This is a genomic window from Microbacterium azadirachtae, assembly GCF_000956545.1.
Classification (GTDB): Bacteria; Actinomycetota; Actinomycetes; order Actinomycetales; family Microbacteriaceae; genus Microbacterium; species Microbacterium azadirachtae.
Genome location: NZ_JYIT01000066.1, coordinates 1 through 14,474, shown reverse-complemented (window position 1 = coordinate 14,474; position 14,474 = coordinate 1). Strand labels below are relative to the sequence as shown.

Below are 14,474 nucleotides of genomic sequence, written 5' to 3'. Positions count from 1 at the left end.
GGGCCTGCTCCAAGGGGGCGCGGACGCGCCGGTAGACTCGGTTCTCGTGTCCGACAACGCACAGAACTCTCCCGACATCACGCCCGAGGCGGTGGAATCCGCCGTCGAGGCCGCGCTCGCCGCGATCGGATCCGCGGCCGACACGGCCCAGCTCAAAGCCGCGCGCGCCGCGCACGTCGCCGAAGGGTCGCCGCTCGCGGTCCTGAACGCGTCGATGCGCCAGGTCGCGCCCGAGCACAAGGCCGCCTTCGGCAAGCTCATCGGGCAGGGCCGCGGCCGGGTCACGCAGGCGCTCGCGGCCAAGGAGGCGGAGCTCGCTGAGGCGGAGACCGCCGCCCGCCTGGAGGCGGAGCGCGTCGACATCACCGCCGTGGCCTCGCGCACCCCGGTCGGCGCCCGGCACCCGCTCACCCTGCTGCAGGAGCAGATCAGCGACGTGTTCGTCGGCATGGGCTGGGAGATCGCGGAGGGGCCCGAGCTCGAGCACGAGTGGTTCAACTTCGACGCGCTGAACTTCGACGTCGATCACCCCGCGCGGCAGGAGCAGGACACCTTCTACGTGGATCCGGCCTCGCGCCACCTCGTGATGCGCACGCACACGAGCCCGGTCCAGGTGCGCTCGATGCTCGACCGCGAGGTGCCGATCTACGTGCTCTGCCCCGGCCGGGTGTACCGCACCGACGAGTTCGACGCGACGCACCTTCCGGTGTTCACGCAGTTCGAGGGCCTCGTCGTCGACAAGGGCATCTCGATGGCGCACCTGAAGGGCACGCTCGACCACGTCGCGCGTCAGCTCTTCGGCCCGGAGGCGAAGACGCGCTTCCGCACGAACTTCTTCCCCTTCACCGAGCCGTCCGCCGAGCTCGACCTGTGGCACCCCACCTTCAAGGGCGGTGCGCGCTGGATCGAGTGGGGCGGCTGCGGGATGATCAACCCCAATGTGCTGCGCGCCGCGGGCATCGACCCCGACGTGTACAGCGGCTTCGCGTTCGGCATGGGCGTGGAGCGCGCTTTGATGTTCCGCAGCGACGTGCAGGACATGCGGGACATGGCCGAGGGCGATGTCCGTTTCAGCGAGCAGTTCGGGATGGTGGTGTGATGCGCGTCCCGCTTTCGTGGCTGCGTGAGTACGTGGATGTGGCCGACTCGGTCACGCCGGACGACGTCTTCGCCGCGCTCGTCGCGGTGGGCTTCGAGGAGGAGGAGCTGCACGGCTTCGGCATCTCGGGCCCGGTCGTCGTCGGGCAGGTGCTCTCCTTCGAGGAGGAGCCGCAGTCCAACGGCAAGACGATCCGCTGGTGCCAGGTCGACGTCGGCGAGGCGGACGCTTCGACGGGCTCAGCGACCGACCCGGCCCATCCGGGCCGCGATATCAGAGGCATCGTCTGCGGCGCCCGCAACTTCGCCGTCGGCGACAAGGTCGTCGTGACGCTGCCCGGCGCGGTGCTGCCCGGCCCGTTCCCGATCGCGGCCCGCAAGACCTACGGCCACGTCTCCGACGGGATGATCGCCTCGGCGCGCGAGCTGGGCCTCGGCGACGAGCACAACGGGATCCTGATCCTGGCCGAGCTCGGCATCGACGCCCCCGTCGGCGCCGACGCGATCGCGCTTCTCGGGCTCGACGACGTGGCCGTCGACATCAACGTCACGCCCGACCGCGGCTACGCGTTCTCGATCCGCGGGGTGGCGCGCGAGTACGCGCACGCCACGGGCGCATCCTTCCGCGACCCGGCCGAGCGCGACTTCGCGGAGCTGCAGCCCGGCACCGGCTTCACGGCGGTGGTCGAGGACGCGGCGCCCATCCGCGGCGCCGTGGGAGCGACCGAGTTCGTCACGCGCGTGGTGCGCGGCGTGGATCCGTCCCGCCCCACCCCGCCGTGGATGATCGCCCGGCTCACGCTCGCGGGCATGCGCTCGCTCGGGGTGCTCATCGACATCACCAACTACGTCATGCTCGAGCTCGGCAACCCCGTGCACGGCTACGACCTCGACAAGCTGGACGGCGGCATCGTGGTGCGTCGCGCCGCGGCGGGGGAGACCATGGTCACCCTCGACGGTCAGGAGCGCACGCTCAGCGACGAGGATCTGCTCATCACCGACGGATCCGGCCCGATCGGCCTCGCCGGCGTCATGGGCGGCGGCACGACCGAGATGAGCGATACCACGCGCAACGTGCTGATCGAGGCGGCCACGTTCGACCCGATCACCATCGCGCGCTCGGCCCGCCGTCACAAGCTGCCCAGCGAGGCGTCCAAGCGCTTCGAGCGCGGCGTCGACCCGCTCATCCCGTTCGCCGCGGCGCGGCGGGTGGCCGACCTGATGGTCGAGCTCGCCGGCGGCACCCTGACCGAGGAGGGTGGGGCCCTCTTCGCCGAGGTGTTCATCGAGGGCATCGATCTGCCGTCCGGCTTCGTGCAGGGGCTCATCGGCGTCGACTACGACGACGACGAGGTGACCGGCGCGCTCGAGACGATCGGCGCCGAGGTCACGGCGGTCGACGGCGGCTGGAACGTCATCCCGCCGAGCTGGCGCCCCGATCTCACCGACAAGTGGACGCTGGCCGAAGAGGTGGCGCGCATCCACGGGCTGGACCGCATCCCCTCGGTGCTGCCCACGCCGCCCTCGGGCCGCGGTCTCACCGAGCTGCAGCAGGGACGCCGCCGCGTCGCGAACGCCCTCGCCGCCGCAGGACTCGTGGAGACCCCCGCGTTCCCGTTCACCACGCAGGAGCAGAACGACCTGCACGGCTCCGCGTCGGGCGAGAGCCTCCCGGGCGTCCGCCTGGCGAACCCCCTCGACGGGCAGGCGCCGTTCCTGCGCCGTTCGCTCGTCCCCGGCCTGCTGCAGATCGCGCACCGCAACATCGCCCGCGGGCTGGTGGATCTGGCGATCTTCGAGACCGGCGTCGTGTTCCTGCCCGAGCCGGGCGTCGTGTACGGCACGGAGGACGTTCCTCCGCTGGGGATCCGTCCTTCGGACGAGACCCTTGCCGCCCTGAACGCATCGATCCCGCCGCAGGCGCGCCACGTGGCGGCGCTGTTCACGGGGCACGTCACCCCGCGTCAGCCGGGCCGCGCGGCCGAGGAGTACGGCCTCAGCGAGGCGCTCGACGCCGTGCGCGTGATCGCGGATGCCGCCGGCGTGCCGATCGACGTGGTGCAGGGCAGCCGCGCGGCGCTGCACCCCGGCCGCACCGGCGTGCTGCAGGTGCGCGGCGCCGAGGTCGGCTACGTCGGGGAGCTGCACCCGCAGGTCGCCGCGGACGCGGATCTGCCCGGTCGTGCCGTCGTCCTCGAGCTCGACCTCGACGGCGTGCTGGCGATGGCGGGCGAGCGCGTCGTCGCGGCGTCGCTGTCCACGTACCCGGCCGCCACGCAGGACGTCTCGCTCGTGGTCGCCGCCGAGGTCCCGGCGGCCGACGTCCGCGCGGCGCTGGCCGAGGGCTCCGGGGCGCTGCTCGAGTCCGTCCGCCTCGTCGACGACTACCGCGGCGAGGGCGTGCCGTCCGGGTCCAAGAGCCTGACCTTCGCGCTGCGCTTCCGCGCCGACGATCGCACGCTCACCGCGGCCGAGGCGACGGAGGCGAAGCTCGCCGGCGTCGCGGTCGCGACCGAGCGGCTCGGGGCGCAGATCCGCGACTGAGACGCGACACGTACGACGCGGGAACGCCTGCACGACCCGGATCCACGGATCCATCGTGCAGGCGTTCTCCCGTCCTGCACCCGGCGCACGGCGGACGCTGCGCCGGAGGCGTTCGTGGCTAGACTGACCGGCAGTGACACGGGGTGCCGCATCCGCGGCTGAGATCACACCCGTCGAACCTGATCTAGGTCGTACTAGCGAAGGGATGTCGCGATGAACGCGCGTCTGGAATTGTCGTCCGAGTCCGTGGTGGAGTCCGCCGCGGGCCTTCTCGAAGAGCTGCGGGCCGAGCCTCCGCTCGTGCACTGCATCACGAACTCGGTGGTGACCGGCTTCACGGCGAACGTGCTGCTCGCCCTCGGCGCCTCACCCGCGATGGTGGACATCACGGGTGAGGCCGGCATGTTCGCGGCGATCTCGTCCGGACTGCTCGTCAATCTCGGCACCCCGACGCCCGAGCAGCGCTCCGCGAGCCTCGAAGCCGTCGGAGGAGCGCGCACGGCGGGGACGCCCTGGGTGCTCGACCCGGTCGCGGTCGGCGCCCTGCCGGTGCGCACGGCGCTGGCGCAGGATCTGCTGGCTCTGCGCCCGACGGTGATCCGCGGCAACGCCTCCGAGATCCTGGCCCTCGCCGGCGTCTCCCAGGGAGGCCGCGGTGTGGACGCCCTGGACTCGACCGAGGCCGCGGCCGACGCCGCCCGCGACCTCGCCCGCCGGACCGGGGGAGCGGTCGCCGTCTCCGGTCCCGCCGACCTCCTGGTCGACACGGACTGCGAGCTGCGCCTGGCCAACGGCGATGCCCTGCTCACGCGGGTCACGGGGGGCGGCTGCGCGCTCGGCGCCGTGATGGCGGCGTTCCTCGGTACCGCCCGCCGCACGGGCGCCAGCCCGCTCCTGGCCGCGTCCGCGGCGACGCTGGTCTACACCCTCGCCGCGGAGGACGCCGCGGCGAGGGCCGCGGGGCCGGGCTCGTTCGCGGTAGGTCTGCTCGATGCGCTGTCGGCGGTCGAACCCGGGCAGATCGCGGCGCGGGCCCGCGTCGAGACGGGTGTCGCCGCATGACCGCCGTCGACCTGTTCGCCGCGGTGCCCGCCCCCGAGACTGCTCCGCCGGAGCGCGGAGGCGACGCGCTCGCGTCCCGTCTGCGCGCAGACGATCTCGCGCTGTACCTGGTGACCGATCCGGTGCTCAGCGGTGAGCGGGGCGTGGCCGCCGTGGTCGACGCGGCGGTGTCGGCGGGCGTGCGGATCGTCCAGCTGCGCGACAAGGAGGCAGACCACGCGTCGTTCGTCGCACAGCTCGAGGTGCTGTCCCGCGTGATCGACGGGCGTGCGCTGCTCGTCGCCGACGACCGTCTCGACGCGGTCGTCGAGGCGCGGCGCCGTGGTGCCCGGGTAGACGGCATCCACCTCGGCCAGTCGGATGCGTCGCCGACGGCGGCGCGTTCGCTGCTCGGTCCGGAGGCGATCATCGGCCTCACGGCGAACCGTCCGGAGCATCTGGACGCCGTGCGCGGGCTGCCGCCCGGGACGGTGGACTATCTCGGCGTCGGCGTCATCCGCCCCACGAGCACCAAGCCGGATCATCCTGAGCCTCTCGGCGTGGCGGGGTTCGCGGCCTTCGCCGCGCAGAGCCCGCTGCCCTGCGTCGCGATCGGCGGGATCGGGTACGACGACGTCGCCCCGCTGCGGGTGGCCGGCGCGGCCGGCGTCGCCGTGGTGTCCGCGCTGTGCGCGGCGCCGGATCCGCAGGGGGCCGCCCGAGGACTGCTGCGGGCGTGGGGCGCCGGCGGGGTTCCGCGGGTGCTCTCGATCGCCGGCAGCGACCCGTCCGGAGGTGCGGGCATCCAGGCCGACCTCAAGGCGATCGCCGCGAACGGCGGCTACGGGATGGCCGTGATCACGGCGCTGACCGCGCAGAACACCCGCGGCGTGAGCGCGGTGCACGTGCCGCCGGCGGAGTTCCTGCGCGCCCAGCTCGACGCGATCGGCGAGGACGTGCGCGTCGACGCCGTCAAGATCGGCATGCTCGCCGGATCCGCCGTGATCGCCGAGGTCGCGTCCTGGCTGCGCTCCCATCGCCCGTCGACGGTCGTGCTGGATCCGGTCATGGTCGCCACCTCCGGTCACAGGCTCCTCGACGACGATGCCGAGCAGGCGCTCCGGGAGCTCCTGCCGCTGGCGGATCTGATCACGCCGAACCTGCCCGAGCTGGCGGTCCTGCTCGGCGAGCCGCCGGCTGCCGACTGGGCCGCCGCGCGCGGTCAGGCCCAGCGGCTCGCGGCCGCGTCCGGCGCCCTGGTGCTGGTCAAGGGCGGCCACCTCGGCACAGCCGAGGCCCCGGACGCGCTCGTCGGCCCCCGGGGAACGCTGCGCGACTATCCGGGTCCGCGCCTGCGGACGACCAGCACCCACGGCACCGGGTGCTCGCTGTCCGCGGGCGTGGCCACGCGCCGCGCCGCCGATCACCAGTGGCGTGACGCGGTCGCGGAGGTGCGGGAATGGCTGCGGGAGTCGATCGCGGCGGGCACGGAGCTGCAGGTCGGATCCGGTCACGGACCCGTCAGCCACTTCTCCGGGCTCTGGCGGCGCGGCGGCCTGACCACGGCACCCGCCGCGGATGCCGTTGCGGCCGAATGGTGGGAGACCATCGCGCCGATCCGTCGCGCCATCGACGAGCTGCCGTTCCTGCGCCGGATGGCGGACGGGACGCTTCCCGTGCCGACGTTCCTCGGCTACCTCGCGCAGGACGCGCTCTATCTGCGGGAGTACGCGCGCACGCTGGCCGAAGCGGCCCGCATCGCGCCGACGCCGCAGGAGCAGGCGTTCTGGGCCCGGTGCGCCGAGCAGTCCGTGATCGCCGAGCTGCAGCTGCACGCGAGCCTGCTGTCCCCCGAGGGGATCGGCGCCGCGACGTTCGACGCGCCCGCCGCGCCCGCCACCGTCGCCTACCTCGACCACCTGCGCGGGGCGGCCTTCGACGGAGACTACGGCGTGCTCGCCGCTGCCCTGCTGCCCTGCTTCTGGATCTACGCCGACGTGGGCACGCGCCTGCACGCCGAGGCGGGAGGGGATCCGTCGCATCCGTTCGCGGCCTGGCTGGACGAGTATGCGGATCCGCGGTTCGCGGAGGCGACCGCGCAGGCGATCGACATCGTCACCGGGCATGCCGGGCGCGTCGACGCGGCGACGCGGGATCGGATGCGGGTCGCGTTCGTGCGCTCGAGCGAGCACGAGCGGGCGTTCTTCGCCGCCGCCGCTCCCTGAGCGGACGCACCGGTCCCTGAGCGAGCGCCGCGAGACGACGCACCGCCGCCCCTCGTCTGGCCGGGCAACGCGCTCAGGGACCGCCCGCTCCGCGCTCGATTTGGCGGAGGAGGCCGCGCCGCGATATCGTCGCGGCATGCTCGCGGCTCCGTACACGACCGCCCCGAAGGGCGCTGTCGTCGCGCGTCGACGCCGTTCGGGCGACCGCCGACTCTAGGCGACCCCGCGCTCCCGCGTCGCTCGCGGTCGAGTGCCGGCGTCGCCGCCTCCGGCCCCGCACCGCACTCCTGTCGCACGCCGTCTTCATGGGCGTCGTCGGCAGACCCGACCGTTAAGGTGGAAGCATGACGTATTCCGTCGCCGTCTCCGGCGCATCCGGTTATGCGGGCGGCGAGATCCTTCGCCTGCTCGCGAACCATCCCGACATCGAGATCCGCACCGTCACGGCGCACTCGAACGCCGGTCAGAAGCTCTCCGAGCACCAGCCGCACCTGCGCTCCCTCGCTCACCTCACCCTCCAGGACACGACGCCGGAGACCCTCGCCGGGCACGACATCGTCTTCCTCGCCCTCCCGCACGGCCAGTCCGGGCAGTACACCGACGCGCTCGGCGATGTCCCGCTCGTCATCGACGCCGGAGCGGACCACCGGCTGACATCGCAGAGCGCCTGGGACGCGTTCTACGGCGGCGCCTTCCACGAGCCGTGGACGTATGGCGTCCCGGAGCTGCTCGTCGCCGGCGCCAAGCAGCGCGAACAGCTCCGCGGCGCGACCCGCATCGCGGCCCCGGGCTGCAACGCGTCCACGGTGAGCCTGAGCCTCGCGCCCGGCGTCGCGGCGGGAGTGATCGACGCCTCCGACATCGTGACCGTGCTCGCCGTCGGCCCGTCCGGTGCGGGCAAGAGCCTCAAGACCCACCTGCTGGGCAGCGAGATCCTCGGATCCGCGAACCCGTACGCCGTCGGCGGGTCGCACCGGCACATCCCCGAGATCCGGCAGGCGCTCGCCGCCACGTCCGGCGCCGAGCCCGACGGGATCCGGATCTCCTTCACGCCCGTCATCGTGCCGATGGCCCGCGGGATCCTCGCGACCTCGACCGCGCCGATCGCCCCGGGCGTCACGGACGCGGAGATCCGCGCGGCCTGGGAGAGCGCCTACGGAGGCGAGACCTTCGTGCAGCTGCTCCCCGAGGGATCCCTGCCGCGCACGGCCGACGTGCTCGGCGCCAACACCGCGCTCCTCGGTCTCGCGATCGATCGTGCGGCGAATCGCGTCGTGGTCGTCGCCGCCGTCGACAACCTCGTGAAGGGCACGGCGGGAGCCGCCATCCAGTCCATGAACATCGCGCTCGGTCTCGCCGAGACCACGGCGCTCAGCATCAACGGAGTCGCCCCATGAGCGTGACCGCACCCCAGGGTTTCGAGGCGGCCGGCGTCGTCGCAGGCCTCAAGTCGACCGGCAAGCCCGACGTCGCCGTGGTGGTGAACCGGGGCCCGCGCAAGGTGGGCGCGGCCGTGTTCACCAGCAACCGCGCCAAGGCCAACCCGGTCATCTGGTCCCAGGAGGTCGTCAAGGACGGCGTCGTCGAGGCCGTCGTGCTGAACTCGGGGGGAGCGAACTGCTTCACCGGGCCGTTCGGCTTCCAGACCAGCCACCTCACGGCGGAGCGTGCGGCCGAACTGCTCGGCGTGAGCGCCGGCGACGTGGTGGTCTGCTCGACCGGGCTCATCGGGACCGGCGACGAGGTCTTCCGCGGCAAGGTGCTCGCAGGGGTCGAGGCGGGAGTCGCCCAGCTCAGCGTCGACGGCGGCCAGGCCGCGGCCGAGGCGATCATGACGACCGACACCGTGGCGAAGACCGTCGTGGTGAGCCGCGACGGCTGGACGATCGGCGGCATGGCGAAGGGCGCGGGCATGCTCGCACCCGGCCTCGCGACGATGCTCGTCGTGCTCACGACCGACGCCGAGCTCGATGCCGGCGAGGCGCATGCGCTGCTGCTTCGCGCGACCGGCACGACGTTCGACCGCCTCGACTCCGACGGATGCATGTCGACCAACGACCAGGTCACGCTCCTCGCCAACGGAGCGAGCGGGATCCGTCCCGACCTCGACGCGTTCGCCGCAGCCCTGACCGAGGTCTCCGATGAGCTGGCGCGCAAGCTCCAGGACGACGCGGAAGGCGCCAGCCACGCCATCTCGATCGAGGTGGTGCACGCGCGGAGCGAGCAGGACGCCGTGGAGGTGGGCCGCTCGGTCGCCCGCAACAACCTGTTCAAGGCGGCGATCTTCGGAAACGACCCCAACTGGGGGCGGGTGCTCGCCGCGATCGGCACCACGACGGCGGAATTCGACCCGTACGACGTCGACGTGTGGATGAACGGCGTGCGCGTGTGCACGGCGGGCGGGCCGGACCGGCCGCGCGAGGAGGTCGACCTGACTCCACGGGCGACGCACGTGCTGATCGACCTCAAGGTCGGCGACGCGGCGGCCACGATCCGCACCAACGACCTGACCCACGACTACGTGCACGAGAACAGCGCCTACTCCTCATGAGCGACCTTCAGGACACCGCCCCCGAAGAAGCCGCGGTCAAGGCGCAGACCCTCATCGAGTCCCTGCCGTGGCTGAAGAAGTTCCGCGACCAGATCGTGGTCGTCAAGTACGGCGGCAACGCCATGATCTCCGACGAGCTGCAGGAGGCCTTCGCGCAGGACATCGCGTATCTGCGCTACGTCGGCGTGCAGCCGGTGGTCGTGCACGGCGGCGGCCCGCAGATCTCCCACATGCTGGATCGCCTCGCGATCCCGAGCGAGTTCAAGGGCGGCTACCGCGTCACCTCGACCGAGGCGATCAGCGTGGTGCGGATGGTGCTCACCGGGCACATCAACCCGCAGCTCGTCGCGAAGATCAACAGCCACGGCCCGATCGCCACGGGGCTCAGCGGTGAGGACGCCGGCCTGTTCGGCGGCCGTCGTCGCGGCGTCGTCGTCGACGGGGAGGAAGTGGATCTCGGTCGCGTCGGCGACGTCGTCCAGGTGGATCCGACGCCGGTGCTCGACCACCTCGCTGCGGGCCGGATCCCGGTCGTGTCCAGCATCGCGCCGGACCTCGACCACCCCGGCCAGTCGCTCAACGTGAACGCCGACGCCGCCGCGGCCGCCCTGGCCACGGCGCTCGGCGCGGTCAAGCTCGTGATCCTCACCGACGTCGCGGGCCTGTACGCCGACTGGCCGAACCGCGACTCCCTGGTCTCGCATCTGACCACGGGGGAGCTGAAGCGGCTGCTGCCGTCGCTCGAGTCGGGCATGATCCCGAAGATGACCGCGTGCCTCGAGGCCGTGGAGTCCGGGGTGCACGCGGCGGCCATCATCGACGGACGGGTGCCGCACTCGGTGCTCGTCGAACTCTTCACCAGCAAGGGAATCGGAACGGAGGTGGTGGCGGGATGACCTCGCACGCCGCACAGACATCGGAGACGGCACAGGCCTGGCAGGACGCGGCCGACCGCGACCTGATCCTGAACGCCGGACCGCGATTCGAGCTGCTCGTCCGCGGCGAGGGCTCGCACCTGTGGGACGGCGAAGGCCGGCGCTACCTCGACTTCCTCGCGGGGATCGCGGTCACCGCACTCGGTCACGCCCACCCCGTGTTCGTGGAGGCCGTGTCGCGCCAGGCGGGCACCCTCGCCCACGTCTCGAACTACTTCGCCACGCCGCCGCAGCTCGAGGTGGCCGCGCGGCTCAAGCGGCTGGCCGGCACGGGGGACGCGGGCCGCGTCTTCTTCGGCAACTCCGGCACCGAGGCCAACGAGGCGGCGTTCAAGCTCGCCCGGCTGCACGGAGGAGTCGGGCGCCCGCGGATCCTGTCGCTCGACAACGCGTTCCACGGCCGCACGATCGGCGCGCTCGCGCTGACCGCGAAGGCGTCCATGCGGGATCCGTTCCAGCCGCTTCCCGGCGGCGTCGAGCACATCCCCGCGACCATCGAAGCGCTCGAAGCCGCGATGGACGACCGCGTCGCCGCACTCTTCGTCGAGCCCATCCAGGGCGAGGCCGGCGTGCTCGAGCTGCCGGAGGGGTACCTCCGCGCCGCCCGCGAGCTCACCACCGCCCACGGTGCGCTGCTCATCGTCGACGAGATCCAGACCGGCGCCGGCCGCACGGGTGACTGGTTCGCCTTCCAGCACGACGGCATCGTGCCCGACGCGATCACGCTCGCGAAGGGCATCGGCGGAGGCTTCCCGATCGGCGCGCTCGTCGCGTTCGGCGAGGCCGCGGCGCTGCTGCAGCCCGGTTCGCACGGCTCGACCTTCGGGGGCAATCCGCTCGCCACGGCGGTGAGCAACGCGGTGCTCGAGGAGATCGAGCAGTCGGGTCTCGTGCAGAACGCGCGCGACCGCGGCGCGCAGGTGCGCGCGGCGGTCGAGGGGATCGGATCCCCGCTGGTCGCTGGCGTGCGCGGCCGCGGACTGCTGATCGGCGTCGCGCTGTCGGCTCCCGTTGCCGGTCAGGTGGTGGCCGCGGCGCAGCGCCTCGGCCTGATCGTGAACGCCGCGAACCCCTCCTCGGTGCGTATCGCGCCCGCGCTCACCATCGGCGACGCCGAGATCGCCGAGTTCACCGACCTGTTCACCGCCGCCCTCGCCGAGGTCGCGGCCGCCGCCCCTACGGAGACCCCGAAGTGACCCGCCACCTGCTGCGCGACGACGATCTGACCACCGCCGAACAGACGGAGATCCTCGATCTCGCGCTCGAGCTCAAGAAGGACCGCTGGGCCGACAAGACCCTCGCGGGCCCGCAGACGGTCGCGGTGATCTTCGACAAGTCGTCCACGCGCACCCGCGTCTCCTTCGCGGTGGGGATCGCGGATCTGGGCGGCTCCCCGCTCATCATCTCGACGGCGAACAGCCAGCTCGGCGGCAAGGAGACCCCGGCGGACACGGCTCGGGTGCTGGAGCGTCAGGTGGCTGCGATCGTGTGGCGCACTTACGCGCAGGCGGGCCTGGAGGAGATGGCCGCGGGCACCAGGGTTCCCGTGATCAACGCGCTGTCCGACGACTTCCACCCCTGTCAGCTGCTCGCCGACCTGCTCACGATCCGCGAGCACAAGGGCGACCTGAAGGGGCTGACGCTGTCGTTCTTCGGCGACGGACGCAGCAACATGGCGCACTCCTACGTGCTGGCCGGCGTGACCGCGGGCATGCACGTGCGGGTGGCGTCGCCCGAGGCATATGCCCCCCGGGCGGACGTCGTGGCGGATGCGCACCGGAGGGCCGCGGAGACCGGGGGATCGCTGACCCTCGTCACGGACCCGGACGCGGCCGCCGACGGCGCTGACGTGATCGTGACCGACACCTGGGTGTCCATGGGCAAGGAGGAGGAGAAGGCGCAGCGCCTGCGCGACCTCGGCGGCTACAAGGTGACCGCCGCGACGATGGCGCGCGCGGACTCCGCGGCGATCTTCATCCACTGCCTGCCGGCCGATCGCGGCTACGAGGTCGACTCCGAGGTCATCGACGGCCCGCAGAGCGTGGTCTGGGACGAGGCGGAGAACCGTCTGCACGCCCAGAAGGCGCTGCTGGTGTGGCTGATCGGGAAGTCCTCGGAATCGTCGAGCGAGGGGGCGAAGTGACGAAGAGCGACGCCGCGCACGGCACCAACCAGGGCGCGCTCTGGGGCGGCCGGTTCGCGGGAGGCCCGAGCCCCGAGCTCGCCGAGCTCAGCCGCTCGACGCACTTCGACTGGATCCTCGCCCCCTACGACATCGCGGGATCGCACGCGCACGCGACCGCCCTCGAAGCCGCCGGATACCTCGAGGCCGACGAGGCCGTGCGGATGCACGCCGGACTGGACGCGCTCGCCGCGCGCATCGCCGACGGCACGCTGCTCCCGCAGCCGGGGGACGAGGACGTGCACGGGGCGCTCGAGGCGGCGCTCATCGCAGAGGTCGGTGCGGATCTGGGCGGGCGCCTGCGCGCGGGCCGCAGCCGCAACGACCAGATCGCCACGCTCGTGCGGATGTACCTGATCGACCACGCGCGGATCATCGCCCGCGAGGTCCTCGGCCTCATCGACGCGCTGGTCGCCCAGGCCCAGGCCCACGAGAAAGCGATCCTGCCCGGGCGCACGCATCTGCAGCACGCGCAGCCGGTGCTTCTCGCGCACCACCTGCAGGCGCACGCCTGGCCGCTGGTGCGCGACCTGGAACGCCTGGTCGACTGGCGCGCCCGCGCCGGCGTCTCGCCGTACGGCGGGGGAGCGCTCGCCGGCTCCACTCTGGGGCTCGACCCGGCGCTCGTCGCCCGTGAGCTGGGGCTCGACCGCCCGGCCGAGAACTCGCTCGACGGCACCGCGTCCCGTGACGTGGTCGCCGAATTCGCGTTCATCACCGCGATGATCGGCATCAACCTGTCGCGGCTCTCCGAGGAGATCATCCTCTGGAACACGCGTGAGTTCGGCTTCGTCACGCTCGACGACGGCTACTCGACCGGATCCAGCATCATGCCGCAGAAGAAGAACCCGGACATCGCCGAGCTCGCGCGCGGCAAGTCCGGCCGGCTGATCGGCAACCTCTCCGGCCTGATGGCGACGCTCAAGGGACTGCCGCTCGCGTACAACCGCGATCTGCAGGAGGACAAGGAGCCGGTCTTCGACTCCGTGCGCACCCTCGAGGTGGTGCTTCCCGCCTTCACCGGCATGATCGCGACGCTGCGCTTCGACACCGAGCGGATGGCGGCGCTCGCCCCTCAGGGATTCTCGCTCGCGACCGACGTCGCCGAGTGGCTGGTCAAGAACCGGGTTCCGTTCCGCGAGGCGCACGAGATCTCCGGATCGCTGGTGCGCGCGTGCGAGCAGCGGGGGATCGGTCTCGAAGACGCGGACGACGCGCTCCTCGCAGAGGTCTCTCCGCACCTCACTCCGGATGTGCGTGAGGTTCTGACGATCGAGGGCTCGGTCGCAAGCCGTGACGGCGTGGGCGGCACTGCTCCGGTGCGAGTCGCCGAGCAGCGCACCGAGCTCGTCGCCCGTGCACAGTCCGCCGCGCACGCGCTCGGCATGTGACGAGCGGAACCCCGCTCGAGGCACCCGATGAAGCATCGAAACCCCCTCCTGGTCGCCGGCCGGTAGGGGGTTTCGTCGTTCATCAGGTGTTTCACCGAGGAGGAGCGGAAACCCCCGATGCCCGACACGCCCGGGATGCGGCCCGGATTTGCCGGAACCCCGGGATCCGCGTAACTTATTACTTGTTCGCCCCAAGCGGTAGAGCGAAGGGCCGGAAGGCCTGACTCCCCAAGCGGCGAACGAACCCCCATCTCGATGAAGAACTTCCCTTGCGGAAGAACTTCAGCTATGATGGGGAACTCCCAGCTCAGGTTCGCCGCAAGGCGCAGCGAGCGGGAGTGAGATCAAGCCCTACTTGTGATGCCGCGAGGCTGAACTGTAGGAGCATCCGATCCTTGAGAACTCAACAGCGTGCACTTGTCAAATGCCAATTTATTCCTCGTCCAGTCTTCGGGCTGGTTGAGAAATTCCTTTGGATCAAAGACCAGCCCTTCGGGGTTGGCATTC

General features: G+C 72.0%; 10 protein-coding genes and 1 riboswitch. All 10 genes read left to right on the top strand.

Features of this window, described 5'->3' with window-relative positions; all coding sequences use genetic code 11:
• Positions 1–46: 46 nt before the first annotated feature.
• The 10 genes from pheS to argH all read left to right on the top strand — a co-directional run bounded on the left by pheS (position 47) and on the right by argH (position 13,967).
• The gene (gene pheS / locus RL72_RS05550; protein ID WP_045249829.1) at positions 47–1,099 is read left to right on the top strand and encodes a phenylalanine--tRNA ligase subunit alpha; all 1,053 of its coding nucleotides are present in this window, start codon (positions 47–49) and stop codon (positions 1,097–1,099) included.
• The gene (gene pheT / locus RL72_RS05545; protein WP_045249828.1) at positions 1,099–3,642 is read left to right on the top strand and encodes a phenylalanine--tRNA ligase subunit beta; all 2,544 of its coding nucleotides are present in this window, start codon (positions 1,099–1,101) and stop codon (positions 3,640–3,642) included. The genes pheS and pheT overlap by 1 nt, the downstream gene beginning before the upstream one ends.
• A 129-nt stretch (positions 3,643–3,771) precedes the next feature.
• Positions 3,772–3,865, top strand: a riboswitch (TPP riboswitch).
• A complete protein-coding gene (gene thiM / locus RL72_RS05540) occupies positions 3,856–4,704 on the top strand; it encodes a hydroxyethylthiazole kinase (RefSeq protein ID WP_045249827.1) in 849 nt (282 codons plus the stop codon). It overlaps the preceding riboswitch by 10 nt.
• Entirely contained in the window at positions 4,701–6,908 is a 2,208-nt protein-coding gene (locus tag RL72_RS05535; RefSeq protein ID WP_082072151.1) for a bifunctional hydroxymethylpyrimidine kinase/phosphomethylpyrimidine kinase, read from the top strand. Before thiM ends, RL72_RS05535 begins: the two co-directional genes overlap by 4 nt.
• 344 nt (positions 6,909–7,252) lie before the next feature.
• The gene (gene argC / locus RL72_RS05530) at positions 7,253–8,305 is read left to right on the top strand and encodes an N-acetyl-gamma-glutamyl-phosphate reductase (protein WP_045249826.1); all 1,053 of its coding nucleotides are present in this window, start codon (positions 7,253–7,255) and stop codon (positions 8,303–8,305) included.
• A complete protein-coding gene (gene argJ / locus RL72_RS05525; RefSeq protein WP_045249825.1) occupies positions 8,302–9,459 on the top strand; it encodes a bifunctional glutamate N-acetyltransferase/amino-acid acetyltransferase ArgJ in 1,158 nt (385 codons plus the stop codon). The genes argC and argJ overlap by 4 nt, the downstream gene beginning before the upstream one ends.
• Entirely contained in the window at positions 9,456–10,355 is a 900-nt protein-coding gene (argB, locus tag RL72_RS05520; protein ID WP_045249824.1) for an acetylglutamate kinase, read from the top strand. The genes argJ and argB overlap by 4 nt, the downstream gene beginning before the upstream one ends.
• Positions 10,352–11,590, top strand: coding sequence for an acetylornithine transaminase (locus RL72_RS05515; protein ID WP_045249823.1), 1,239 nt, complete (start codon positions 10,352–10,354; stop codon positions 11,588–11,590). The genes argB and RL72_RS05515 overlap by 4 nt, the downstream gene beginning before the upstream one ends.
• Positions 11,587–12,537, top strand: a complete 951-nt coding sequence (gene argF / locus RL72_RS05510) for an ornithine carbamoyltransferase (RefSeq protein ID WP_045249822.1) — start codon at positions 11,587–11,589, stop codon at positions 12,535–12,537. Before RL72_RS05515 ends, argF begins: the two co-directional genes overlap by 4 nt.
• Positions 12,534–13,967, top strand: coding sequence for an argininosuccinate lyase (gene argH, locus RL72_RS05505; protein WP_045249821.1), 1,434 nt, complete (start codon positions 12,534–12,536; stop codon positions 13,965–13,967). The genes argF and argH overlap by 4 nt, the downstream gene beginning before the upstream one ends.
• Positions 13,968–14,474: the final 507 nt, after the last annotated feature.

Coding starts and splice junctions, on each gene's coding strand:
- pheT (WP_045249828.1), top strand. CDS start 1,099: ATGCGCGTCCCGCTTTCGTGGCTGCGTGAGTACGTGGATGTGGCCGAC.
- thiM (WP_045249827.1), top strand. CDS start 3,856: ATGAACGCGCGTCTGGAATTGTCGTCCGAGTCCGTGGTGGAGTCCGCC.
- RL72_RS05535 (WP_082072151.1), top strand. CDS start 4,701: ATGACCGCCGTCGACCTGTTCGCCGCGGTGCCCGCCCCCGAGACTGCT.
- argC (WP_045249826.1), top strand. CDS start 7,253: ATGACGTATTCCGTCGCCGTCTCCGGCGCATCCGGTTATGCGGGCGGC.
- argJ (WP_045249825.1), top strand. CDS start 8,302: ATGAGCGTGACCGCACCCCAGGGTTTCGAGGCGGCCGGCGTCGTCGCA.
- argB (WP_045249824.1), top strand. CDS start 9,456: ATGAGCGACCTTCAGGACACCGCCCCCGAAGAAGCCGCGGTCAAGGCG.
- RL72_RS05515 (WP_045249823.1), top strand. CDS start 10,352: ATGACCTCGCACGCCGCACAGACATCGGAGACGGCACAGGCCTGGCAG.